Genomic DNA, 24,389 nt, shown 5'->3' on the forward strand with positions numbered 1-24,389 from the left:
ACCGCTCGGGATCCTCCGCGCGAGGATCGGGCAGGCCCTCGCCAGATCGCGCGAGCTGGCGAAGGGAGCATCGCGGCGCTGGTGCTCGTCCTGCCGATTCTGACCGCGGTCGAGGCATGGCTACCGGCGCCGCTGCTGTCGCTCTGCAGCACGGGGCGTCGGCACAAGGCGATGGCCCGTACGCGCTGCGTGACCCACTTACGAGCGCGCTGGCGCTCCACGTGCGCGCGCCCTGCAAGGTCGACGGGCGTCGAATTTTTCTCGGACCCCCTGACAAACGCGCCGCGACCCGGGCACCCTGCCACGGACGCGAGTCACCATGCGATACGAATTCATCTCTCTTACACCTTGGATCCTGACGTTCACCCTCGCCGCCGGCTGCACGCCCGGCTCCACCGGCGAGACCGCGACGACCGACGAGACCGGCTCGGACACCGGCGGCGCGACGAGCACCTCGACGGGCACGAGCGACGACCCGACAACCACGGAGGGCCCCGGGACGAGCACCACGGAGGGCCCCGGGACGAGCACCACGGAGGGCCCCGGGACGAGCACCACGGAGGAGCCCGGGACGACTACTGCGGGCGACCCGACCGAGACGGACAGCTCACCCGGCACCTCGACGGAAGACGACACCACGACGACCACCGGCGGGCCCGATCCGGTCGAGGAAAATTGTCAGGGCCTCGAGTTCCCGCCGGAGGCGCCCGCCATGGTCGAGAGTGCCCGCTGGACCGGGCCGATGTCGATTCGGCTGACCGACGCCGAGGAATTCCTGTGCGGAGACGTCTCGGCCGACAGCTTCGGGACCAGCTGCAACAGCGGCTTCCTCGTCAACGCCGAATTCCCGGGGCCGATCGTCCCCGGACAGTACGTCGACGGCGAAGACATCACGATGGAAGGCGTCTCCGCCGTGTGGGACCGGGAATGCGCGAACGGCGGCTACGGCGGATTTGTGCCCGGGGGGACCTTGACGATCTACGCGGTCAGCGAAACTTGCATCGCCGGCGCGATCGTCGACACCGAGGACGGGGTCGAGGGCCGCTTCCTCGCGCCGAAATGCCCGTGAGCCCGCCGCGGGCCGACGCTCCCGCACCGGGGGCGTCCAGCCGCGCGTCGAGCACCGCGACGTCCTCCGGGTCACCGGGGCGCTGCAGTGAGGGGCCGCGCAGACCAGAGCTCGACGAGCGCGCTCCATCGGTGCGGCGATTTCGAGGTCCCCGAGTCGTCGCGCCACTCCTGTTCCTCGCCGCTGGAATTCCTTTTCTTGGTGAGAAATCCGGGCTAGGGGGAGAGGAGTACGTCGAGCTCCTGAGGCACCTCGTCGTGGACTACCCTCGGCTCGACACCGCGACATACATTCCGAAGGCAACCGGCTTCGAGCTTCTCGAGTCGGGCGATGGCTATGCTCTCGACGTGAGGACAATCGATCATGAGCCCGTCGGACAGACCCGCGACCCCGACGACATCGTCCGTGTCCTCCACGGTGCGCGAGCCCCACCGCGACCGCCCCGGCCCGCTCCTCCGGGGCAGGTCTTGCTGTTCACCGGTTGACCGCGCCGGCCTCCAGCGCCGCGCTCGGCCTCCCTTGTCGTTTGCCCGACGAGGAGTTCGTCTCGGCGTGCCCCTTGTCGTTTGCCCGACGAGGAGTCCGTCTCGGCGTGCCCGCCGGGCCCAGGTTCACGATACCTGCCGACCGAGAGCTCTGTAGAGCTTCACGATACCTGCCGACCGAGAGCTCTGTAGAGCTGTTCGAGGTCGAGCATCGTGGTTCACGAACTGACCCTGCTCCGTGGACCTCCAAGCGTTCTCGTACTCGACACTTCGACGAAATTCCCCTTCGAACCGCTGACCCTGCGACCCTGCTCCGTGGACCTCCAAGCGTTCTCGTACTCGACACTTCGACGAAATTCCCCCTTCGAACCGCTTAAGCGCGAGCGTCACGGCTGCGCCAACTGCGGTCGTGGCATCGACCCCGCCCTGTGCTGCCCCGTTGCCGCGTCGCCGAACCTGCTGTCACTTGTACTCCGGTACCACGTTCGGTGGGCGACCGATTTGCAAGCCTACGCGCACGGGGCGATCGATTGGCCTTACGGCCCCAGGTGGGGCCTGCTTTCGAGCGCAAGCCCCGCTGCAGCGTACGTGGATCGCCGAGCGGGCTGGGCGCGGAGACGTGATCGTCGTCTACGGGGCCGCAGGAGGGACCCATGTCCCGCGGCAGACCCACGATTGCTACGCCGCAATGCTCGGCCCCGGCCGACTCATCCGGGGATAGCGAGCGACTCTCATTCCTGAACGCGGCGCGGGAGCTCGACGATGAATGTCGAACCCCGACCAGGTGAGCTCTCCACGCGGATGGAGCCATGCAGCGCATCGAGGATCTGGCGCACGATCCATAGCCCGAGGCCCAGCCCCCCGTAGTGGTGGTCGGAGACCGCCCGCTCGAAGCGGTCGAAGATCCGGCTCTGATCGAGCGGCGCGATCCCGATGCCGTGATCACGTACGGAGACCATGGCCCGCTCCGCGTCGATACCGAGGACGATGTCGATGGGTTTTCCCGCCCCGTATTTGATCGCGTTCGACAGGAGGTTGTCGAGCACCTGCTCGACGCGCATGCGATCCCACCGCCCGAGCAGCGAAGCGGGAACTTGCATGGTGACGGTGCAGCCCGCATCCGACAAGGACCGGTGAAAGCTGTGGACCACGTCGCGCACGACCCGGGCGAGGTCGACTTCCTCCCAGCGCAGCTCGATCCGTTTCGTGGTGATACGGGTGACGTCGAGGAGCTCGACCGTGAGGCGGGTGAGCCGGTGGACCTGGCGCTCGATGCACTCGAGCTTCTGCTGCAGGGCGTCCCCGGCGAAGTTGCCCGCGCCCCTTCTCAAGATGCTCTGGAGCTGCAGCACGAGGGGGGTGAGGGGCGTTCGGAGCTCGTGGGAGGCGATCGACAGGAAGCGATCGCGGACATGGATCGCCTCCTGGGCCTCGCTGTAGAGCCGGGCGTTGTCGAGGGTGAGCGCGGCGACCCGAGCGAGGTCCGCGGCGAGGGCCTGATCTTCGTGCGAATAGTGGCGCTCCCGCAGGGATACGAGGATGAGCGCGCCGAACCGGCGATCCCGGGCCGCAAGAGGCACGATGACGTACGAGCGGATGGACAGCTCCGGCGAGACAGCACCTGGCGCGATCCGCGTCAACGCGTCGGCCGGGGCTTCCTCGGCGAGCACGGGTTCCCCGCCGCGCAGGACGGCTCCGAGCTCTCCCGGTGCGTCGACGTTTGGAGGGTGGTGCCGGCACAGGAATTCGGCGACCCCGGGCGCGGCAGCGGCCGCGATCCGCCGCACCACCCCGCGATCGTCGAAGACATCGACAAGGACGGCGTCGGCGAACGCCGGCACCGGGAGCTTGGCGAGGAGAGCGACGCGGACCGCAGCCTCCTGAGGTGCCGCCACCAGCGCCGCGCTGGCCTCGACGAGGAAGGCCGCGCGGCGGCGGCCGGCCTCGGACGCGTTCCGTGCCGCCGCCAGCGCGTCGAACACCCGGGGCATCTGGAGCACGCCCGCGAACACGAGCCCGGCGACGGCCAGCCCGATCGTCTCGGCGATCACGCCGCGGAAAGTTTGCTCGAGGGCCGGGAAATAGAGCCCGAGGATGGTCACGACGCGCCGACTCGCCATGAGGAGCATGGCGAAGGCGAGGAGGAGCCACGCGTGGCCGGCGGCGGTCGTCCTGCGGATGAGTCGCAACGCCAACACCGCCGCCGCAACCTGCAGCAGGATCGAGAGTGCGAGGACCGAAAGAATGACTGCCGGCAACGCCGAAACCGCCGCCGCTCCCTCCTCGCTCGTACATCGCACGAACATACAAGTATAGGGAGCGCTCAAAAGCGGGCAACGCAAGCGACTCGCGCCTCTGCTGGTCGACTGTCGGGTTCGCCCGGGTCCGCGGCGGTGTTTGGGACGCTTGTCGTCGCCCTCGCTTCCACCTTGAAGCACCGCGGCGTCAACGCAGCCTCGACCACCGACCCCGGCGGTCGGTGGGTTCCTCGGCATCGACGCGTTCGCGCGCCGCGCCGACACGGTCAGCGCCGTTCCGCTCCAGTGAGCCAGACGCTCCGGCCCGACGGGACGGAGCTTGCGACTCCACGCCGCGCCGCCGATCGAGAACATGTCTTTCGAGACATGTCACCGTAGAGCGCGCTAGCCTGCGCACGGCAGCTCCGGTGCCCTTCAGCTCGCCGTCCTGCACACGCCGCTCGCGCATGCGCTCGGGCTCGCGCGGGTCCACCGCGCCGCGTGGACCCGGTCGTGCTCGCGCTCGCGGCGCTCGTCGCCGTCACGGCCGTGCTCGGGCGGCTCATCGAGCGGGCCGGGGGACCGCCGGCGCGAGCCGCGACGGAGACGGCGGTTCGCCCGGGGCAAATGACGGGACCGGAGGCCGAGCGCGCGCGCGCGTCTGAATGTCTACACCGCGGCGGTGCACGAAGGGGCCGATGTCATCGGGAAAGCGCAGACGATGGGTCCGCAAGGCGCAGCTCGGGCTCGGGGCGGTCGCGGTGCGTGTTGAGATTGTCCATGACGAGGTGAATCGTCCGCGCCGAACGATATCGTTGAGCTATTCTGCGGAGAGCCCGAGCGAACTGCTTCGCCGTGCGGTTCGGCGTCGCATAGGTCAGGTGGCGCCCCGCCTTGGGCTCGACGATGCAGAAGATATTTGCGGTTCCGCGCCGCACGTATTCATAATCCTGGCGGGCCATGCGGCCAGGTGAGGCTGGTCGGCCAGGACGAGCGGGGTCTCGAAGTACGACCGGCCGTTCATCGAGCGCGACGACCGGCTCCGACGCGTCGGCCGGTTGCGCCAGGGTGTCGACGAGGTCGGCCGAGAGACGATTCGGGTGTTGTTGAAGAACCACGCGCTCAAAGCTCCGACGACGAGGATGTGGTGGACTTCCGCGTGAGTCACCAGATCCGCGAGCAGCCCGAGGCTCGCGTGATCGGGCGGCAACCGCCGGCCCCCGAGTTGCCGCCGGCCGACGACACGACGACGACGACCCCGGACCCGACCACCGGCACCACCACCGACCCGACCACCGGCACCACCACCGGCACCACCACCGAGGGCCTCGACACGACCACGGGTACGAGCAGCACCACCGACGGCGCGACCGAGACGGCGACCACGGACGAGGAGCCGTGCGTGAGCGATGACAGGGCGATCAAGCTCGGCAGGCTGGTCAATCCCAAGGACGGCACCGTCCTTGAGAACGCGATCGTGGTCGTTCACGGCGACCGGATCAGCCAGGTCACCACCGACGAGGACGAGATCCCGTGCGGCGCGCAGATCATCGACTGGACGGCCTACACCGGCCTTCCTGGGCTCGTCGACGCGCACACGCACTTCGCCTATCAGACGGACCAGGAGCCGAACACGACCGCCTGGGAACGGCGGAATTGGCTGCACCAGAACGCCCCGCTGGTGCTGGTGGAAGAGGCCCGCAAGGCCGCCCTGGCGACGCTCAAGAAGGGCGTCACCACCACGATCGACAAGGGCGCCGGCAACCTCGAGTACGCCGTGGTGACCGTGAGAAACGAACATCCTCGCCGGCGCCGACTCGATCGAGCACCCGGAGGGCCTGGAGGAGACGGACTTCTTCGACATGATCGACAAGGACGTCGTCTACGTGCCGACGATCGCGCACAACGAGTACTACGGCCAGAACCTCGAGCTGTTCGGGTACCCGCCCGAATTGGTGCCGTAGCTCGAGGCGTTCACGCAGCTCAATGTCGTGACCGTCAGCGCGGCGCACGACGCCGGTGTGAAGATCGCCATGGGCCCGGACGCCGTGTTCACCGGGTTCGGACAGAACACGCGCGAGCTCCACTGGCTCGTCGAGGCGGGCATGACCCCGCTCGAGGCGATCCGCGCCGCGACGATCCACGGGGCGGAGAGCATCGGCGCCGGGGACGAGATCGGAAACGTCGAGGTGGGCTATTACGCCGACATCATCGCCATCGAGGGCGACCCGCTGACGGACATCCACGCCGTGATCGACGGGGTCGCCGCGGTGATGAAGGGCGGCGAGCTGGTCGAGTTCTGACCCGCCCCATGGCGGCCGCTCCTTCCCCGGACCCTGGCACGGCTGCAGCCGTGAGCGGCCGACTCGCCGTCGTCGGCTCCGAACGTAGCTGTCCTCTGGGACATGTCATGAGCACCTGTTCGACGGCCAGGGCTGGCCGCCGAACAGGTGCCATGTGTCGACCATGACGGCGCGGCCTCGTACGGCGGCGATGCGCGCCGGTCCGAGCTCGCAGGTTCGAGCGCGCGCCGCAATTCGCGCCGCATCGATTCGCCACACCCATTCGTCACCGGCCGCGCCGCGACGGCGCGCCGCTCAATTCGGCGCCGGCGGCGACCCGCACGCGATCCACTGCGCCAGCCGCTGGCGATCCGCCTCGGGCACCAACCCCGCCGGCGGCATCGGCGACGCCGCCGCCTGCGGATCGATCGCCACCGCGTGCGCCTCGGTCACCGCGCGCTCGTAGACCAGCCGCTCGAACGGCTTGTAGCGCGCGTACGTGTCGAAATCGACCGCCAGCGGCGCGCCTTGCCGCGCCTCCTCGGCCAGCGAGCTGCTGTGGCAGCCCGTGCACCACGTCAGCAGGAAGCCCGCGCCGAAGCTGCGCCACGTCAGCACGTTCTCGGGCGGGCACGGCGGCAGCGGCGGTCCGCCGGGCGCCGCCGGTGACGGCGAGGACGGCATCGTCTTCGCGTTCGCCCGCGCGTCGACCTCCTTCGCCGTCTTCGCCTGCTTCCCGGCTTTCGCCTGCTTCCCCGCCTTCTTGGCCGGCGCCTCGCGGGCGATCTTCCCCGCCTTCTTGTTCTGCTTGTCGGCCCGCGCCTGCTTGCGCGCCGCCTTCTCCTCCGCGGTCGCCGGCGCCAGCAGCACCGCCGACACGGCCGCCGGCTCCGCCTCGCGCGCGACCGAGTCGCACGCGAGCAGCCCGATCACCAGCACCCCGAGCTCACGCAAACGGCCCACGAAACGGCTCCGCGTTGGCGATCCAGCGCCTGGAAGACACCGCGAGGTGCTCGAGCAGCCCGGCGGCGAAGTTGTCGAATTGCAGCAGGCGCCCGCCGTCGGACGGCTTGCCGTCGTCCATGCGCACGCGCATCGCCCCCAGCTTCTCGTCGGTCGCACCGTAGACCCCGGGCCTCACTCCGCCGCCGAACACCAGCGCGCTGGTCAGCGGCCAGTGGTCCTTGCCCGGCTCCGGCTGGCTGTTCAGCTTCGGCGTGCGCGTGAACTCCGACAGCACCGCCACGGTCGTGCGCGCCAGCAGCCCGGCCTCGTCGAGCTTGCGCGCGATCGTCCCCAGCTCGGCGAACAATTGCTCGTGCGCGGTCCCCTGATCGGCGATCGCGTCGTGCGTGTCCCAGTCGAGCCGCGAGTCGAGGAACGCCGCCGCCGCCACGCCGCCGCGGAACATCGCCACCGCCAGCTCGCCCTGCTGCGCCAGCGACGTGGCCGTGCCGACCGCCATCGCCCGCAGCTGCGGATCGCGGCGCAGCGCCTCCGCGCGATCGAGGCTGGTCCGGAAGCCCTCCAGCACCTGCGCCTCGGGCCCCGTCTTGCCGGCCCTGGCCGCGTCGGCGCGCCCGGCCACGAACTTCGCCAGCGCCGCCTGCTCCTCGCCGGTGAACTCGAACCCCGGCTGCGCCTTGCCCTTCGGCGCCCCGCGGAACGCCTTGGCCCGGTTCAGCAGCGTCACCAATTGATTCGTGTTGCCGACCCGGCCCATGAAGCTCGCCAGCGGCCCCGCGTACGCTCCGCCGCCGAGGTCGACGTACGGCAAGGCCAGCGCCGGCTGCTTCCCGGCCGCCTCGGCGGCGAAGATCGCCGCCACGTCGGGGTTCCGCTCGCTGCGCGTGCCGGTGAGGATCCGGACCCGCGCCGGTACGTGGGCGACCGAGCCGATCCAGATGCCGTTGACGATCGCCGCCCGGCTCGCGTGGGCGTCGAAGAACGCGCGGATGCTCGGCCGCTCGCTGCTGGTCAGCACCCGCAGCCCGGCCGGGTACGTCGTCACCTCGCCGGCCGGCACGTCGCAGCCTGGCGGCGCCTTCGGGTCGAGGCAGTAGGTCACGTCCCAGGCCCCGCGGGCGAACACCACCAGCAAGAACCGCTGCTCCGCCGGCGCCGCGAAGCTGGCCTTTGGGACAGCCAGCGCGCCGAGCCCGGCGGCCGTGCTGACGAGGAAGTGGCGACGCGACGTGCTCATGCGATCACCTCAGTGGAACGCCACCCGCGGGTCTTGCAGCAGCGCCGCCAGCACGAGCGTCCACCCGCGCCGCCCGTCGCTCGCCGCCTTGAACAGCGCGTAGGTCGCGTCGACCTCGGGCCCGCTCTCGGCCACCGGCTCGGCCAGCACCCGCTCGTGCAGCCGCACGATCTGGGCCCGCACCGCCGGCTCCGATGCCTCGCCGTCGTCGACCTCCGTGAACAGCCGCCGCTTCGCCCGCGCCGTCGCGAACTCGCGCTCGACCGCGTGGGCCGCCGCCTCGGCCGCCAGCGTCTGCAGCACCAGCGTGCGCGTCGGCCCATAGGCGTGGCTCGGCTCGGTGATCTGGAACCCCTCGACCCCGCCGGCCATCGCCCGGTAGCCGAACTGGTCCGAGTTCATCAGCGCGACCTCGCCGATCTTGTCGACCTTGCCCGGGTGGGCCTTCCACTCGAACCCGGTCAGATCGGCGACCAGGCGCGCCAGCTGCTCCGGCCGCGTCGTCTTGCGCCCGGCGATCCCCTCGGCCGGCGAGCCCGCGCGCGCGCGTGCGGCCCGGAAGTCGTCCGACATCACGATCGCCTTGACCAGCGGCTTCACCTGCATGTCGCCGGCGATCAGCGCGTCCTGCAGCGACACCGCCGTCGCGTCGGGCACCTCGTTCCAGCCGACCTGCATGAAGTAGCCGTAGAACCGCCGGGCCGCGCACATCGAGAACCGCGGGTCGCCGGCGATCTGCTGCGCCAGCGAGCGCAGGTCCTCGCTCGGCAGCCCGAAGTAGCCGGGCGGCCGCCCGGTCTTCTTGCGCCACTGTTTGGCTTGCTGCGGCCGGTACTCGCTCAGCGGGTAGCACAGCCCGCGCTCCTCCTTGACGCACTCGCCGCCCTCGCCGCGCGCGTACGAGCGCTTGACGGCCCCCGGCGTCACGCGCACGAACCCGAACATGTGGCTCGCCAGCGGGTCGAGCGTCTGGTGGCAGCTCACGCACCCCGGGTCCTCGACCAGCGCGTTGTTCACGGCTGTCTCATCGGACAGGTCGATGTCGTTGAACAGCGGCACGTCGCGCTCGAGGAACCCGCTGCACAGCAGGGCGTCGGCGATCACGTGCGCCTGACCGCGGTGGAGGTTGGTGCCGTTCGACGGGTGGCGCAGCCACAGCGCCCCGCTCGACAGGATCCCCGCCATCGGCTGCTCCGAGTCCCACGCGACCTTCTTCCACCCCTCGGCCGGCGCGTCGCCGTCGGCCGGCAGCTCGCGCCCGCCCCACACCCGCAGCCCGAGGTCGCTGGCGATCGCGTACTCCGCGGTCACGATCTCGGTGAACGGCCGGTCGTGCGTCACCACGTGCTCGATCAGCCGCAGCGGCTCCTCCGACACCTCGCGCACCCAGTCGGCGTCGGTGCCCGCGCCCGCGAGCGGCCCCAGCCGCGGCAGCACGAAGCGGCCCTCGACCCGCAGCAGCAGCACCTCGTGCCACATGTCGCGGACCACCGCGCCGAACGTCGGCGCGTCGAGGTAGCGATCGACGATCGATCCCAGCGACCCCGGATCGCGGCGCACCGCCGCGATCTCCTCGGCCGTCGGCCGCCGCCCGGCCAGCACCAGCGCGATCCGGACCAGGTGATCGTCCGACCCCAGCAGCTCGAGGTCGGCCGCCGGCGCCAGCGGCCGGAGCGGCGCGTACGGCCGGCTCGTCGCAGCGATCGGCGGCGCCTCGCCCGGCCGCGCCGGCTCGACCGCCTGTTGCCGCCGCGGCTCGCGGGCGCACCCGCCCAGCGCCAGCGCGGCGACCATGCAATTCAGTGCGATGCGACGACGTCTCATCTCAACACTCGAGCGGCAGCACGAACTCGCGCCCCCGCGGGCCGCGGACGATCACCTCGGCGTCGCCGGTGTACTCCCACGCCAGCGCCTGCCCGTTGCCCCACGCGATCTGCACCTCGCCGGCGCGCGGGCACTTGTTGCCGCAGATCTCGACCGCCGTCGCGGCGACGCTGATCGCCAGCTCGTCGACCATGAACTCGGCCCCGAGCTCGGCGTCGACGCAGCCGTCCTTGCGCGTGAACGTCAGCTCGTGGCGCAGGTGGAGCTCGCGGTCCAGCTTGTCGGTGAGCTCGACCTCGGCGGTGTAGCTGCGCGGCTCGCCGGGCGTGGTCGGGATCCGCAGCACCGACGTCGCCGCGCTCACCAGCGACTTGCCGATCGTCAGCGCGTCGAGCCGCGTGGTGTAGACCGTCGCCGCCACGCACTCGACCCCGTCGCAGGTGCCGGCCTCGGTCGTCAGCTCGACGCGCAGGCCGCCGTCGAGCAGCACGCCCTTGAAGCGGCAGCGGTCGAACTGCAGGTCGAGGAAGCTCGTGCGATCCGACTTCAGCGTCAAACACGTCGGATCGGCGAGCGACGTGTCGAGCCCGCCCTCGACCTGCTCGATGATCTTCTGCGGCGCCAGAGCCTGCGACACGCCGGCGAGGTTCACCGGCCCGAGCAGCCCGTCGTAGAGGCTCAGCGTCGCCGAGTTGGCGTCGAGCGCCGCCAGGGTCACCTGCGCCACCGGCTCGTCCTCCGGCTCCGCCGGATCGGGATCGCAGGCCGTCGCCCACGCGATCGCGGCTGCGCCGACGATCGTCGACATCGCTCGCGTGCGCGTGAGCACCGGCCTCACCGGCGACACCTTACCAAAGGACCTGCACGGCTGCCACATGACGGCCTCACGGCAGGTTGTCGATCATCTGCAGGTAGCCGAGGCACATCTCGTCCTGCGTGCCTTCGCCCCACTTCACCTCGACCGGCGGGCCCAGGCCCTGGGCCGCGCGGTGCTCGGCGGTGTTGTCGTAGACGCAGCGGATCTTGACCTCCTCGCCGACGGCCACGCGGATCGGCTCGACCAGCGCGTAGCTGCCCTGCCAGTGGAAGTCCCAGCGCGGGATTTCGAGGATCGTCTGCTCGCCGCCGCCCTGCACCAGCGACAGCGAGAACGCGGTGCCGAGCAGGTGCATGTGCCCGGCCACGCCGACGATGAAGGCGTCGCCGTCGGGGTAGTTCTTGGCGGTCACGCGCGCGCTCATCACCTGCTCGACGACGATGTCCTTCTCGTCCGGCGGCAGCGTGAACGCCGGCCACGGGAACGGGTTCGTCTTCAGCCGCTCGATGCCCGCCTCGTCTTCCTTCGGCGCGAACGCGATGTCGAGGCGCGTGCGATCGGGGTCGGTGCCGCCGCCGAGGTTGTAGTGGATCTGCACCACCAGCAGCGCGCCCGCCGGCACGTCCACGCCGGTGCCCGCCGGGAAGTTCGACGCCGTCACGCCCGGCACCCAGCCGCCGAGCGCCCCCGCGGCCGTCGCCCCCGGGATGTTGCTGTAGCCGCCGAAGCACGACCACCCCGGCTCCGGCGTCTCGTCGTCGACCGCCTGGATCGCCGCCAGGCTGTCGGGCGTGAACAGCGTGCTCAGCACGTGGTGGACCGTCTTGCGGTTGCCCGGCGTGTATTGATAGCCGAGCGCCACCCGATCCTCCGCGGTCCCGAGGTCGATCACGAAGCAGTGATAGTCGTCGGACAGCGAATCGTCCGGCACGTAGTCGTGGCCGATGTCGGTCGCCAGATCGACCGACGGCAGCATCATCGTCTCCGGCTCGCGCAGCGGCGCCGGGTCGCTCACGTCGCCCTCCGGCGCGCCCGCCTCGACCCACGCGGCCAGCAATTCGCGCTCGGCCGCGGGCAGGCTGCGATCGTGCTGCAGCGGCGGGGTCGTCCCGCCCGGCGGCCACGGCGGCATCGTCCCCGCCTCGACCGACGCCAGCATCACCGGCGCGAACGACGACGCCTCTTCGTAGCTCGCCAGCGCGAACGGGGCCGCGCCGCCGCTCACGTGACAGCCGACGCAGCGCTCGTTCAGCAGCGGCGCGATGTCTTGATAATAGGTCGGCCCCGTTTCGGCCCCGGACGTGGTCGTCGGCTCGGCGGTGGTCCCGGTCGACGATCCGGCGGTCGCGTCGTCGGTGGTCGCCTCGCCGGTGCTCGCGTCGGTGTCGGCGGGCTCGTCCTTGCCGCAGCCGACGAGCACGCAGGCGATCGTCAGCGCGGCGGTGAGTTCGCGGATCATGGTCATGCGCCGGCATGGAGAGCACGCCGCGTGCCGGTCGCTCGCGCTTGAGATCACACGCGTCTTCGCGTCGGCGCGGCGTCCCCTTGACTCGAGTCGAGGGCCGCGGCTCACGGGCAGAACGGCGGGACCTCGTCGGGGCAGATCGCGGGTCCGCAGCGCAGCGGCACCGTCAGCAACGCCGCCTCGACGTCGGCGAGGTCGGCGAAGCCGCACAGCCCGCGGTCGGCCTCGCCGCAGCCGAGGCGATCGTGGCCGAACACCGCGATCTGGCGCGTGTCGTCGAGCGCGGTGTCGACCAGCGGCTGCATCGCCGCGCGCAGGGCCGCCTCGAGCGCCGCGACCGTCGTCACCGCGTCGAGCGTCACGCAGCGGCGGGCCAGGGTGCACAGCGCCCCGTCGTCGACCCCGTAGACCTCGACCGACACGCTCGCCAGGCCGGACAGCCGCGACTCGGTGCACGACGCGTCGCCGGCGAGCGCGAGGTCGACGACCTCGTCCTCGACCTCGACCGGGCAGCCCGCGAGCGCGAGGAGCAGGCCGATGGGCGCGAGCTTCATCCTCATGACGCCGACCGACTAGCGGACCACCAGCTGCAGCCGCGCCTCCGGCGGCTCGCGCAGGCCCAGCCCGAGGCCCAGCCCGAGCGCGACGCTGCCGAGCGCCGCGCTGGCCAGGCCGACCCACAGCCCGGTCCGCTTGCGCGGCATGGCCTCGACGCGCGGCGCCGAGGGCTCGATGGGCGCCAGCACCTGCCGCACCGCCGCGGCCGCCGACTCGGCGCGGGCGACCCGACGCGGCTGGCCGTCGACCACCAGCCTGGCCACGAACTGCGCGTCGGCCTCCTCGACCCACACGACCTCGCGCGTGCCCGCGAACCGCTGCACCGCGTCTCGGGCGCTCGCGGACATCGGCGTCAGCGTCCCCGCGAACCACCACGGTCCCAGCTCGGCCGCCGCGTCGGGCCCGGGCGCCGCCCGAATCACTTCCGCGCCCTCGACCACCTGCGCGAACACCCCGTGCCCCGGCGCGTCGACGCGGACCGCGTGGAGCCCCGGCCGCAGCCCCGAATCGGCCGCCAGCGGGCGACAGTCGACCGCCACCCGGGCGTCGTCCGGCGTCACCTCGACCGTCACCGGCCGCGACGGCCGGCGGGCCGCGGCGTCGACCGCCTGCGCGAACGCGAGCCCGACGTCGGGCCCGTACAGGGCGCCCAGCGGCCTCCGCTCGCCGTCGAGGGCCCAGGCCAGGGCGAACCGCGCCGAAGCCCGCTCCGCGTCGCCTGGGCCCTTGCGCGCCCCGTACGCCAGGCCCAGCTGGAACTCGAGCTCCCACAGGGTCGCCGCGCACAGCGGCCCCGGGGGCAACGCCGCCACCGCCTCGGCCTCCGCGCGCGCCAGCGCGACCAACATGTCGTCCGGCCTCTGCGCCAGATAGGCCGCCCGCACCGCCTCCAGCCCCTGCTCGACCGCCTGCAAGGCCGCGCGCAGCCTCGCCTGCGCCGCCGCGTCCTCGGCCTCGAGCCGCGCCCGCAGCGACGCGAACCCGCGCGCCCGCGACCCCGCGGCCCGCACCGCCTCGTCGCCGCCCGCGATCGCCGTGCCCGGGCCACGCGGCCACACCGTCACCTCGCTCGCTACCGCGGGGGCCGCATCCGCGGGCCGCGTGATCGCCAGCGCCGACCCCACCGCCACGACTGCGCCGACGAGCCGTGCCGAGAAGCTGTCGCGGTGCCGTATCATGGGGCGGTGAGCGGGGCCAGGCGTCTGGGCCGATACGTCATCGGCGAACGGCTCGGGAGCGGCGGGCTCGGCGAAGTGTATCTGGCCCACGTAGAGGGTGCCAGGGGCTTTCGCAAGCGCCTCGTCGTCAAGCAGGTCCGCCGCGAGCTCGCGCGCCGCCCCGATGTCGCGCCGCTCTTGCTCGCCGAGGCCGAGGTCGTGCAGCGCCTCGCCCACGGCAACATCGTCCAGGTGCTCGACGTCGGCGTCGACGACGACGCGCCCTACCTCGTGATGGAGCACGTCGACGGCGTCTCGCTCGCCGAGCTCGCACGCGACCTCGAGCAGCGCGACACCCACCTCGGGATCGCCGCCGCGCTGTTCGTCGTCGAGTCGGTGGCCGCCGCCCTCGCCCACGCCCACGCCGCGCGCGACGGCGACGACGCGCCGCTCGGCCTCGTGCACCGCGACGTCACGCCCGCCAACATCCTCGTCTCGCGCGACGGCGTCGTGAAGCTCACCGACTTCGGCATCGCCGCGCTCACCACCGCCGCCCGCGACGTCGGCCCCGGCTTCGGCACCCCCGGCTACGCCGCCCCCGAGCAGCTCGCCGGCCGGCCCGTCGACGCCCGCGCCGATGTCTACGCGCTCGGCGTCGTCCTCGGCGAGCTGCTCGCCGACACGCCAGACACCGACGAGCCGCGCACGATCGCCGCGCGTGCCGCATCACCGGCGCCGCACGATCGCTTCCCCGACATCTCGAGCCTGGCCGCCGCGCTCGAGCAGTGGCGCGCGAGTCGGCGGATCTCGCACGAGCCCGCGGAGCTAGCCGCCTGCGTGCGCGACCTGCTGCACCGCCGCGACCACCTCGCGCGCAACCTCGGCGCGGCGCTCGACCAGCGCGTGCGCCCGCCGCAGACCGCCGCACTCCCGGCCCCGCGACCACGCCGCCGCGCCCCCGCGCTGGCCGCCGCCGCCGCGTTGCTGGGGGTGCTCGCCGGCGTCGTCTGGCTCGCCGTGCCGACCGCAGACGCCCCCGCGCTCGCGCCGACGATCTTCGCGCCCGAGCCCGAGCCCGCGGTCGTCCCCGTCGCGCCCGAACCCGCACCGCCCGCGCCGCTCGCCGTCACCCCGCCCAAGCCACTCCCCGCTCCGCCGACCTCGCCGACCGTCGCCCCGCCGCGCACCAGGCCGACGCCCGCCCGCGCCGCGCACGGGCGCCTGCTCGTCAACCTCGTCCCGTGGGCCGAGGCCAGCGTCGACGGTCGCACGCTCGGACGCACCCCGCTGACCGTCGAGCTCGCGCCCGGCAAGCACACCCTCGAGCTGCAGAACCCCGACCTCGGCCAGCGACGCACCCGCGCGATCACCATCACCCGCGGCGCCGACACCCACGTCACCGACTGGTGACCCGCGCATCCTCAACGACCGCCTCTCACCGACTGGCAGACATGGAACCGTCCACACCGCACACGCAGCAGATCCGCGACCCTCGCGGCGGCGTCAGCCTCCTCCGCAACCCGCTGCGGATCACCGTCCTCGCCGGCCCCGACCGCAAGCTCGCGCGCGAGTTCACCGGCGATCGCGTCGTCATCGGCACCCACGACAGCTGCGACCTCGTGCTCGGCGATCCGACCGTCTCGCGTCAGCACCTCGAGATCACCCTCGTCGCCCACGGCTGGGCGCTCCACGACCTCGACTCGCGCAACGGCACCTTCATCGGCGACGTCCGCGTCGGCGACGTCGTCGTCGACCGCGACACCCGCGTGCGGATCGGCGGCACCGAGCTGCGCCTTCAACCACTGCGCAGCACCGTCGAGGTCCCGCTGCCCGCCGCCGACGGCTTCGGCCCGTTGCTCGGCCGCAGCCCGGCCTTGCGCCGCGTGTTCGAGGTCCTCGGCCGCGTCGCCGGCAGCGACGCCACCGTCCTCGTCACCGGCGAGTCGGGCACCGGCAAGGAGGTCGCCGCGCGGGCGATCCACGAGGCCAGCCCGCGCCGCGATCGACCGTTCGTCGTCGTCGACTGCGGCGGCCTGCCGGCCAACCTGATCGAGAGCGAGCTCTACGGCCATCAGCGCGGAGCCTTCACCGGCGCCACCGCCCCGCGCGACGGCGCCTTCGTCACCGCCGACGGCGGCACGCTCTTTCTCGACGAGGTCGGCGAGCTCCCGCTCGAGCTGCAGACCCGCCTGCTCGGCGTGCTCGAGCGGCGGCAGGTCCAACCGCTCGGCACCAGTCGCCCGCGCAGCGTCGACGTCCGGGTCATCGCGGCCACCAACCGCGACCTGCGCAAGGAGGTCAACCGCGGCGGCTTCCGCACCGACCTCTACTTCCGCCTCGCCGTCGTCAGCGTCCACCTCCCGCCGCTGCGCGAGCACCCCGAGGACATCCCGCAGTACGTCGCCGCCATGCTCGCCGAGTGGGCCGAGGGCGGCTCGCAGGTCGCCATCGACCCCGAGACCGTCGCCCGCCTGCAGGCCCAGCCGTGGCCCGGCAACGTCCGCGAGCTGCGCAACACCATCGAGCGCGCCGTCCTCCTCGGCGACCTCTCGGCGTCGCCGGCGCCACCGCCCGCGACGCCCGCCGGCGAGCCCCCCCCCGCGCCCCCGTCGGAGCCGATCGCCGCCGACCCCAACATCCCGTTCAAGGTCGGCAAGGCCCTGCTCATCGAGCAGTTCGAGCGCAGCTACATCACCGCGTTGATGCAGCGCTTCGATCAGAACATCACCCGCGCCACCCGGGCCGCCGAGATCGATCGCGTCTACATGCTCCGCCTGCTCGACAAGTACGGCCTCCGCCCCGGCCGCACCCGCGGCTGACCGCCGCTCGCCGCGCCGCTGTGACACTTCCTACTCGACCGCTGGCACGGGCGTCGAGCACCACCTCGCCGGGGCCGACCGCGATCCGCCGCACCCCGTCGACGTGAAACCCGAGCATCACCAGCTGCAGCACGAACCACGTCAGCGTCAGCAGCACCACCGCGAGGACCACGTCGCCGACGCCCGAGCCGCGCGTCCACGCCGCGTAGGGGATCAGCCCCATCAGCACCACCACCAGCGCCAGCAGCCAGTACAGGGCCCCGCGCAGCAGCCAGTCTGCCGCGCTGCGGCGCCGCGTCAGCACCAGCCGCGCGCCGTCGTCGACCGCGACGAACGGCCGAAACGGATCGCGGATCGTCGTCATCCCCGCGATCCTACCGCAACTCCGCGCGCCGCATGGACTCGAGTCCAGGGTCCGGCGACAGCCGTCGCCCGCCGATCGCCGCTGGCGCCCGCTCCGGCCGCTTCCTCGCCCTGGCACGCCGCGTGCTCTGTCGGCCGCGATGGCTTCGACCTTCGCCCCGATCTCCCTCGCGCTCACGACCGCGCTCCTCCTCGCCTGCGGCAACGGCAACGGCGCCGCCACCGACGGCACCACCGCCGAATCGACCACCACCGACGCCGGCACGGCCTCCACCACCACTGGCACCACCGACGTCGAGCCGACCACCGGCGCTCCCGCCGGGCGCCCCAACTGGCACGAGGACGTCGCCCCCGTGGTCGCCGAGCATTGCCAGGGCTGTCACATCGCCGGCGGCATCGCCCCCTTCACCATGGAGACCTACGAGGACACCCGCGACTGGGCCGCGGTCATGGCATTCGACGTCGCCGAGGGCCTCATGCCGCCGTGGCACGCCGTCGAGACCGACGCCTGTCAACCGCCGCACGGCTTCAAGCACGACGCGCGCCTGTCCGACGAGCTCAAGGCCATGTTCCAGGCCTGGTCCGACAACGGCGCCCCCGAGGGCGATCCGTCGCTCGCCGCGCCGCTCCCGACCCCGCCCTCGCTCGATCTGCCGGACCCCAGCGCCACCGCGATCATGGCCTCCGGCGTCACCGTCGAGAAGCTCGACAACACCCTCGATTTCTTCAATTGCCTGAGCATCGATCCCGGCAACGAGACCGACGTGTTCGTCACCGGTCTGCAGCTCATCCCCGGCAACCGCAAGATCGTGCACCACGTCCTGATCTACGTCGACGAGGCCGCCGAGTCGGCCGGCTGGGCCAACGGTATCAAGCCCGACTGCGGCGGCAGCTCCGGCCTCAGCGGCAAGGCCCCGCTCGTCAGCGGATGGGTCCCCGGCGGCCTGCCGATGGAGGTCCCCGCCGATGTCGGCATCGCCTTGCCCGCCGGCGCGCGGCTTGTCCTCAACGTCCATTATCACGCCACCGGCGCCGGCCCCGAGCAAGATGACGCCACCGGCCTCGCCCTGCGCTGGACCACCGAGCAGCCCGAGTGGGTCTCGATGTTCTCGCTCCTCGGCGCCCCCGGCGACGGCAACCCCCTCAGCGGCCCCTTCGTCATCCCCGCCGACACCACCGACCACGTCGAGGAGTTCGAATGGAAGGTCACCGGCCCCGGCAACACCGACTTCCCCGACTCCGTCGAGGCCCGCCTGTGGGCCGTCGCCGCCCACATGCACAAGGTCGGCGTCGATCTGCGCGTGTGGGTCGAGGATCGCGACAGCGGCGCCGAGACCTGCCTGCTCGAGACCCCGCGCTGGGACTTCGACTGGCAGCGCGTCTACGAGGTCGACCGTCCGCTCGGCGACATGGTCCGCCTCAAGTCCGGCGACACCATCCGCGTCCGCTGCGTCTATGACAACACCATCCAGAACCCCGGCGTCCAGGAGGCGCTCGCCGAGGTCGGCCTCGACGCCCCGATCGACGTCCAGCTCGGCGAAGAGACCCTCGACGAGATGTGCATCGGTGCGATCGGCGTGGCCGTGCGCCAGCCCTGAGCCCGCCTGGCCGCACCGCGCATGCGACTCCCCCGCCGACTCGACGATCCGTGTATCCGTCTCCCCTCTCGGAGACGCCGGACCCGCTTCTCCGTCATTGGCGACCCGAGGGTTCTTCGAACCCGAGCGCCCGCTCGATATGGGTAGCGATCCACGAGAGCGTCCTAGGGTCGTCGAGCCCGCGCAGCAGCGATTGATGTCTACCGTGGCGATCGAGGAGCACAAGCTCCAGGCGGCGCTCCTCAGGGCGCTCGGCTCGCGCGAGAGCGCACACAAACACCCCTTTCACGTCGTCGACCACGAAGCGCTGGCCGTGGTGAAGAGGGACGCCATCACCTACGACGGTGAGGCTATCGGGCGTGGCGATGAACCGCATGACCGAGATCCTGGGAATTAGGCTCCACGCAATCCCGCCGACGGCGAGCGCCGCGAGGCCAGCCATCATCGCCACGGGGAGCTCGCTTCTGGTCACGACACCGACGAAGAAAAGCGCGGCAGAAGCTGCCGCTACTCGGAACTGCTGCTGTCGGTGCTCGACAAGAATGTCGAGCCGGGTCTCCTCGGCGGCCTCGCGGTACGGATCGCGCGCATCGCTTTCGGTTAGCGCCGGAGCTGCTCGACACGTGACGCCAGGCGGGAGGGCATCGTCCATCTGGTGGCGTGGCGACCACTCCAGGAGCAGGCAACCGCACGTGTCGCAGTAGTCCAGAGCGCGCAGGTCCTCGGCGATGGGACTCTCGCACAGTGGACAGCGCTCGTCGGCGTGCGGATCTCGCTCGGACGGCTCCACCCTGCGGCTCCTCGGGGTCAATCTCTCATGGTCCTCGCTCGCTGCCAACCCTGTCGCTGCTTGCGAGCCGCACAGTGCTCGGGTCGTCCGTGGCAAGCGTGCGTACGTGTAAGCCGTGCGGTGAATGAGGCCGGGAGTTGGCTTCGCCGCTGCCGTCGCCGCTCTCACAGCGGCGCGTGACCAGCTCTCCGGCGGCCGCGGCGTCACGCCGGCTCGGGACACCGCGGCGTGCTCGCGGTGCCGGTCGGTCGCCAGTCCTCGATCAGGAAGTAACGGCCGTCGCCGAGCTCGCGCCAGCTAGAGAGGTCAGCCGCGAACACGAGCTCACTCCGGCCAGGGAACTCGGCCTGTACGCGGTCGTCGGGTAGCGGCCGCACGGTGTCGAGGATCCATCCCTCTCGGAGCACGGTCGGCCACGGCTCGCGCTGGCAGGCAAGTCGCGCGGCCGTCGGCGTCGACCCGCCGCGGCAATCGCGGGTCTAGCGGCACGGCGGCTTCGAGCACCGCCCACAGCGCCTCCCCGAATACGGCCCCGGCGACGCGCCAGCCCCACCGGCATCTTGACCAACATCCTCATGTCCGGCGTGGTCACCACGCGCGAACGACCGACCTGGCTGATGCGTACGCGTCGAAGGCGGACGTCAACCAGCGGACGCTGACGTGGTGGAAGTCGAAGCTGGCGAGGGCCGGCGCGACGGGACCAGCGGCGACTGACTTCGTCGAGCGCCGACGCTGGCGTGATCGAGCTCGACGTCGGCAGCGCACGGATCCGGATGCGCGGCCGCGTGGAGGCCAACGACGTCGGTGCGGATCTTCGTCTACACGGAGCCGCTCCTACCTGCAGACGCTCGAGCGGTGCGCGACGCTCGAGCGGGGGATCGTCGCTCATGTCGATCTTGGCCGTCCCGCTGAGCAGCTACTTTCAGGAGCTCTTCGCGGCTGGGGCGGGACTCGCACCGGACACCGATCCAGCTCCACCTCCGCGGGCGACGCGACGCCCACGACGTCGGGGATCGGGCGTCCAACCGTCACCGGGCCGTCAAGTGAGACGACGACGACCTGGGAGCCGGAAACGTCCTGGCCGCCAGGACGCGCCGGCGGCACGTTTCATCCTGCTCCTCTGCCGTGAGGGCAGGTGAAATGCGCGTACGACCTTTGGCTTCGATCGGGCCACGGGCGAGCCGATGCCGGGCACGCTGATGCGCGATGTACTGCCTCGGCCTCGAGGCGCTACCAGGGAGTCCTCCAAGACCGCCTGCTCGAGCGAAGACCGCCACCGCTCCTCCGGTGCTGGTCCGCCGACCTCCTGCAGGCCCGCCAATCGGTCGAGCGGCGCTTGGAGTGGTATTCGTTGCACGTCCGGGTCGCACGCGTAGGTCTGCGTCGCTTCAAACACGTGCGGCCGCGGTGGGTGTCGACTCACCCGAGCTCGCAGGGAACCGAGGGCGCAGCAGGCTGCAGGCGACGTGCTCCGTCCCCGGCGCGAACCCACGTTGGCGCCACGGCACCACGCCGTCCCCGACGCGCCGATCGCCACCATCCCGCCCGGGCTGGTGCCGCCAGACTTCAGCGCGACGATCTTCGTCTCGCACGTCCCGGGCTCGATTTCGCGGGCACGGCCGGGGTGACCGCGGCTGCTGTACAGTTGTGCGGCCCGGCGTTACTTCGGCGCAGCGATGGATCGCGGCGACGGTGATTCCGGCGGGAGCGCGGCGAGCCAGCGATCGATCGTGTCGTGCTCGGACGCCCAGCCGGCGCCGCCGCGGGCGAGCGTGTCGCGGGCCGTTCGCGCGAGCTCGCGGGCACGGACGCGGTCGCCGTCGGTGGCGAAGAGGGCCTGGGCGAGGGTCGCCTGCGTCAGCGCGCGCTGGTAGGGGTTGGTGTCGTCGGCGGGGTAGCTCGCCAGCGACTCCTCGAGCGCGGGCAGAGCCTCGGAAGCGTGACCCGTCGCGATCAGCACGCGGGCGACGGCGGTGCGGGCGTAGCCGCGGAGGGCGCTGCTCGCCGGCAGCAGCGGCTCGAGCTGCGCGAGGCCCTCGCGGGCGTGTGCGAGGGCCTCGTCGGGGCGGCCAGCCCGGCGCAGCGCGTCGGCGAGGCTGAGGCGGCAGTGGGCGATCAGCGCGCCGTTATCGCCGCCGGTGCGGCGGTACGACGCGAGGACCTCGCGCAGCAGCGCGATCGCCTCGTCGTGTCGCCCGAGGTCCAGCAGCAGGCCCGCGCGGTACTCGCGGACGAGCGCGACGTCGGAGTGTTCGTCGCCGTGGACGCGGCGCGCGATCGCCAGCGCGTGGCTGTTGTGCGCGAGGCCCTCGTCGGGGTGGCCGAGCGTGCGCAGCACCTCGCCGAGGTCGTAGTACAGGAGCCCGACCTCGTGGTGATCGGGGCCGTACGCGGCGGCGTGGAGGTCGACCGCGGCTTGCATGTGTGCGAGGGCCTCCTCCTCGCGGCCGAGGTCGACGAGCTCTGCGGCGAGGTTGGTGTGGGTGTCGACGAGGTCGGGGTGATCGGGGCCGAACTGCTCGCGGCGCAGGGCGAGCACGCGGGTGAACTGCTCGATCGCCTCGGTGTGCCGGCCGGCCTCGCCGAGGGCGAGGGCGAGGCCCTCGAGGACGACGACGTGGGGCTCGTGGCCGGCCTCGCGGTGCAGCGCGATCGCGCGTTCGAACCACCCGCGGCCGCCCTCGGGGTCGCCGGCTCGCAGGGCGATGAGGCCGCGGTAGTGGGCGACGCGGGCCGCCCGCTCCGGGTCGCCGGCGAGACGCTCGATCGCGGCGTCGGCCTGGTCGGCGTACTCGCGCGCGCGCTCGAGGTCACCGAGCCGCTGCGCCGTGACGAACGCGAGGTAGCTCCACGCGTCGGCCGCGGCGCGCTCGTGCCGGCTCGCCTCGGCGGCGTTGGCGGCCTGCCGGACGATCCGCGTGCCGGCGTACGGGTCGCCGGACTCGCCCTCGATCATGCCGCGCAGCAGCAGCGCCTCGGCGACGACCGGCCGGTACCCGAGCGCCTCGGCGCGGCGGACCTGCGGCTCGATCGCGGCCCGGGCCGCGGGGAAGGCCCCGGCAAGGAGCAGCGCATCGGCCTCAACGAGCGCGGCGCGGATCGCCGCGGCCTCGGCCCGGCCAGCGATGTCGTCCGGCGCGGGGTCGCGCGGCTCGTCGGCGTCGGCGCGCAGGCAGGCGTCGACGGGGCGCAGGGCGTCGACGACCCGCAGCGCGCGGTCGGGACCGTCGTCTGTCCTGTGGGACAGAGCCGAGGTCGCGGCGGCGAGCTCGGCCGCCCGCGCGGTCAGGCAGCGCGCCCCGGCGAGCGCGCCGGGCGGGGCGCGGTCGGGCCCGCACAGCGTGGCGAAGGTCCGCGTCCACGCGGCGACCTGCCCGTCGAGCGCCTGCTCGACGCGGCTCCACGCGAAGCGGGCGCGCGGGGTGTCGGCGACCAGCAGGGCGCCACGGACGAGCTCGCGGCGCGCGTCGTCCCACCCGTCGCCGAGCCGCGCCGCGCCGCAGGCCTGCGCGCGCTCGTCGGGCGGTGCGCGCAGCAAGGCCGCGGTCGCGCCGACGGTCGCCGCGACGATGACTGCCCCGACGGAAATGTAAGCCCGGACATGTCTCGGCGGCCTGAGGGCGTCGAGCAGCGCGTTCATCGACGGGTAGCGGCGGTCGGGCTCGCGCTGAAGCCCGCGGGTGACGGCGCGGTGCAGCCAGCCCGGGACCCGCCGGCCCGGCGCGGCGAGCCGCCACGGCGCGTCGGGATCCCTGGGTGGGGCCCCGGCGAACGGGCGCTCGCCGTGCAGCCCCTCGTGCAGCGCGACGCAGAAGCTGAACACGTCGGAGCGCTCGTCGGTCGCCTCGCCGCGCTGCTGCTCCGGGGCGCAATAGGCGGGCGTGCCGACCAGCGCGCCGGTGTGGGTCAGCTCGTCGGCGAGGTCGCCCACCGGCGCCGCGCGACCGGAGCCGGTGACCGCGGCCTCGGCGGGTCGCGCGAGGCCGAAGTCGGTGACGAGCACGCGTCCGCCGCGATCGAGCAGCACGTTGTCGGGCTTGAAGTCGCGGTGCACGAGCCCGGCGGCGTGCGCCGCGGCCAGCCCGCGCCCAGCGGCGACGAACACCGCGAGCACCTCGCGCCACGGCCGCGGAGTCCGCAGCCACGCGCGCAGCGTCTCGCCCTCGACGAGCTCCATCGCCAGCCACACCTGCCCGGCGAGCGCGCCGATGTCGTGGATCGCCAGCACGTTCGGGTGCGACAGCCTCGCCATCGCCTTCGACTCGCGGACCAGCCGCAGCTCCATCCCCGGGTCGAGCGCCGCCAGCTCGGGGCGGAGCAGCTTCAGCGCGACCTTGCGATCGAGCCGCGGATCGAAGGCCGCGTAGACGATGCCCATGCCGCCGCTGCCGATCCGCTCGAGCAGCCGGTACGGCCCGACCTCGGCGCCTGGGGTCAGCGGCGAGGTCGCCGGCGCCCCGTCACCCGGCGGCGTCGGCCCCGCGAGCCCAGCAACCGCCGCGAGCAGCTCGCAGCAGGCGTCGCAGTCATCGAGGTGGGCGCGCAACGGGTCGAGCTCGCGCCGGTCACCGCCGGCGAGCACGTCGAGCACGTCGTTGTCGCCGAGGCAGTCGGGTCCGCGTCGCATCGCGCCGGATCGAGATCTATCAGCTCGCCGCGGGACTCACACCAGCCCGACGCGCGCCGCCGCGACTTGTGCGGGCCGGCGAATTTTGCGAGGTT

The 24,389-nt window shown here is 72.5% G+C and carries 19 protein-coding genes; 5 read left to right on the forward strand and 14 right to left on the reverse strand.

The window, feature by feature from the left end; genetic code table 11:
* The first annotated feature begins 319 nt into the window (after positions 1-319).
* Complete coding sequence (locus OV090_RS12735; RefSeq protein WP_267703876.1) at positions 320-1,069, forward strand: hypothetical protein; 750 nt, start codon at positions 320-322, stop codon at positions 1,067-1,069.
* 1,216 nt (positions 1,070-2,285) lie between these two features.
* Here the strand turns inward: OV090_RS12735 and OV090_RS12740 are convergent.
* The 3 genes from OV090_RS12740 to OV090_RS12750 form a co-directional block, all read right to left on the reverse strand.
* Positions 2,286-4,166 carry a HAMP domain-containing sensor histidine kinase gene (locus OV090_RS12740; protein ID WP_267703877.1) on the reverse strand — a complete coding sequence of 627 codons (1,881 nt, stop codon included), beginning with the start codon at positions 4,164-4,166 and terminating at the stop codon, positions 2,286-2,288.
* Positions 4,167-4,492: 326 nt separating this feature from the next.
* On the reverse strand, positions 4,493-4,909 hold the full coding sequence (locus OV090_RS12745) for a transposase (protein ID WP_267703878.1): 417 nt from the start codon (positions 4,907-4,909) through the stop codon (positions 4,493-4,495).
* Positions 4,910-4,955: 46 nt separating this feature from the next.
* Positions 4,956-5,240 carry a hypothetical protein gene (locus tag OV090_RS12750; RefSeq protein WP_267703879.1) on the reverse strand — a complete coding sequence of 95 codons (285 nt, stop codon included), beginning with the start codon at positions 5,238-5,240 and terminating at the stop codon, positions 4,956-4,958.
* Positions 5,241-5,782: 542 nt separating this feature from the next.
* On the opposite strand from OV090_RS12750, the gene OV090_RS12755 reads away from it, so the two are divergent.
* Positions 5,783-6,094, forward strand: coding sequence for an amidohydrolase family protein (locus OV090_RS12755; protein ID WP_267703880.1), 312 nt, complete (start codon positions 5,783-5,785; stop codon positions 6,092-6,094).
* 294 nt (positions 6,095-6,388) lie between these two features.
* On the opposite strand, the gene OV090_RS12760 is transcribed toward OV090_RS12755, so the two are convergent.
* The 7 genes from OV090_RS12760 to OV090_RS12790 all read right to left on the reverse strand — a co-directional run bounded on the left by OV090_RS12760 (position 6,389) and on the right by OV090_RS12790 (position 14,118).
* Positions 6,389-7,036, reverse strand: a complete 648-nt coding sequence (locus OV090_RS12760) for a hypothetical protein (RefSeq protein ID WP_267703881.1) — start codon at positions 7,034-7,036, stop codon at positions 6,389-6,391.
* Entirely contained in the window at positions 7,020-8,276 is a 1,257-nt protein-coding gene (locus OV090_RS12765; RefSeq protein WP_267703882.1) for a DUF1501 domain-containing protein, read from the reverse strand. The genes OV090_RS12760 and OV090_RS12765 overlap by 17 nt, the downstream gene beginning before the upstream one ends.
* A gap of 9 nt (positions 8,277-8,285) precedes the next feature.
* On the reverse strand, positions 8,286-10,100 hold the full coding sequence (locus tag OV090_RS12770; protein WP_267703883.1) for a hypothetical protein: 1,815 nt from the start codon (positions 10,098-10,100) through the stop codon (positions 8,286-8,288).
* 1 nt (position 10,101) lies between these two features.
* The gene (locus tag OV090_RS12775) at positions 10,102-10,938 is read right to left on the reverse strand and encodes a hypothetical protein (RefSeq protein WP_267703884.1); all 837 of its coding nucleotides are present in this window, start codon (positions 10,936-10,938) and stop codon (positions 10,102-10,104) included.
* 46 nt (positions 10,939-10,984) lie between these two features.
* Entirely contained in the window at positions 10,985-12,382 is a 1,398-nt protein-coding gene (locus tag OV090_RS12780) for a hypothetical protein (RefSeq protein WP_267703885.1), read from the reverse strand.
* Positions 12,383-12,486: 104 nt separating this feature from the next.
* The gene (locus tag OV090_RS12785) at positions 12,487-12,942 is read right to left on the reverse strand and encodes a hypothetical protein (RefSeq protein WP_267703886.1); all 456 of its coding nucleotides are present in this window, start codon (positions 12,940-12,942) and stop codon (positions 12,487-12,489) included.
* A gap of 12 nt (positions 12,943-12,954) precedes the next feature.
* The gene (locus OV090_RS12790) at positions 12,955-14,118 is read right to left on the reverse strand and encodes a hypothetical protein (RefSeq protein ID WP_267703887.1); all 1,164 of its coding nucleotides are present in this window, start codon (positions 14,116-14,118) and stop codon (positions 12,955-12,957) included.
* 6 nt (positions 14,119-14,124) lie between these two features.
* Between OV090_RS12790 and OV090_RS12795 the strand changes: the two genes are divergently transcribed.
* Together OV090_RS12795 and OV090_RS12800 are read left to right on the forward strand one after the other, a co-directional pair.
* Positions 14,125-15,507, forward strand: coding sequence for a serine/threonine-protein kinase (locus OV090_RS12795; protein WP_267703888.1), 1,383 nt, complete (start codon positions 14,125-14,127; stop codon positions 15,505-15,507).
* 41 nt (positions 15,508-15,548) lie between these two features.
* Positions 15,549-16,916: a sigma 54-interacting transcriptional regulator gene (locus OV090_RS12800; protein ID WP_267703889.1), complete on the forward strand. Its 1,368-nt coding sequence runs from the start codon at positions 15,549-15,551 to the stop codon at positions 16,914-16,916.
* Here OV090_RS12800 and OV090_RS12805 read toward each other — a convergent pair.
* Positions 16,822-17,280, reverse strand: a complete 459-nt coding sequence (locus tag OV090_RS12805) for a hypothetical protein (protein ID WP_267703890.1) — start codon at positions 17,278-17,280, stop codon at positions 16,822-16,824. The genes OV090_RS12800 and OV090_RS12805 overlap by 95 nt on opposite strands.
* A gap of 139 nt (positions 17,281-17,419) precedes the next feature.
* On the opposite strand from OV090_RS12805, the gene OV090_RS12810 reads away from it, so the two are divergent.
* On the forward strand, positions 17,420-18,877 hold the full coding sequence (locus OV090_RS12810) for a hypothetical protein (RefSeq protein WP_267703891.1): 1,458 nt from the start codon (positions 17,420-17,422) through the stop codon (positions 18,875-18,877).
* A 94-nt stretch (positions 18,878-18,971) separates the two neighbouring features.
* Here OV090_RS12810 and OV090_RS12815 read toward each other — a convergent pair whose 3' ends face one another.
* From OV090_RS12815 to OV090_RS12825, 3 genes are all read right to left on the reverse strand, one after another.
* On the reverse strand, positions 18,972-19,667 hold the full coding sequence (locus OV090_RS12815) for a hypothetical protein (protein WP_267703892.1): 696 nt from the start codon (positions 19,665-19,667) through the stop codon (positions 18,972-18,974).
* 203 nt (positions 19,668-19,870) lie between these two features.
* A complete protein-coding gene (locus tag OV090_RS12820) occupies positions 19,871-20,074 on the reverse strand; it encodes a hypothetical protein (protein ID WP_267703893.1) in 204 nt (67 codons plus the stop codon).
* Positions 20,075-21,327: 1,253 nt separating this feature from the next.
* Complete coding sequence (locus OV090_RS12825) at positions 21,328-24,294, reverse strand: serine/threonine-protein kinase (RefSeq protein WP_267703894.1); 2,967 nt, start codon at positions 24,292-24,294, stop codon at positions 21,328-21,330.
* Between the last annotated feature and the right edge of the window lie 95 nt (positions 24,295-24,389).

This window comes from Nannocystis sp. RBIL2 (genome assembly GCF_026626745.1).
In the GTDB taxonomy this organism is placed as follows: Bacteria; Myxococcota_A; Polyangia; order Nannocystales; family Nannocystaceae; genus Nannocystis.

Coding starts and splice junctions, on each gene's coding strand:
- OV090_RS12790 (WP_267703887.1), bottom strand. CDS start 14,118: ATGATACGGCACCGCGACAGCTTCTCGGCACGGCTCGTCGGCGCAGTC.
- OV090_RS12765 (WP_267703882.1), bottom strand. CDS start 8,276: ATGAGCACGTCGCGTCGCCACTTCCTCGTCAGCACGGCCGCCGGGCTC.
- OV090_RS12735 (WP_267703876.1), top strand. CDS start 320: ATGCGATACGAATTCATCTCTCTTACACCTTGGATCCTGACGTTCACC.
- OV090_RS12785 (WP_267703886.1), bottom strand. CDS start 12,942: ATGAGGATGAAGCTCGCGCCCATCGGCCTGCTCCTCGCGCTCGCGGGC.
- OV090_RS12810 (WP_267703891.1), top strand. CDS start 17,420: ATGGCTTCGACCTTCGCCCCGATCTCCCTCGCGCTCACGACCGCGCTC.
- OV090_RS12825 (WP_267703894.1), bottom strand. CDS start 24,294: ATGCGACGCGGACCCGACTGCCTCGGCGACAACGACGTGCTCGACGTG.
- OV090_RS12770 (WP_267703883.1), bottom strand. CDS start 10,100: ATGAGACGTCGTCGCATCGCACTGAATTGCATGGTCGCCGCGCTGGCG.
- OV090_RS12805 (WP_267703890.1), bottom strand. CDS start 17,280: ATGACGACGATCCGCGATCCGTTTCGGCCGTTCGTCGCGGTCGACGAC.
- OV090_RS12780 (WP_267703885.1), bottom strand. CDS start 12,382: ATGACCATGATCCGCGAACTCACCGCCGCGCTGACGATCGCCTGCGTG.
- OV090_RS12740 (WP_267703877.1), bottom strand. CDS start 4,166: ATGTTCTCGATCGGCGGCGCGGCGTGGAGTCGCAAGCTCCGTCCCGTC.
- OV090_RS12800 (WP_267703889.1), top strand. CDS start 15,549: ATGGAACCGTCCACACCGCACACGCAGCAGATCCGCGACCCTCGCGGC.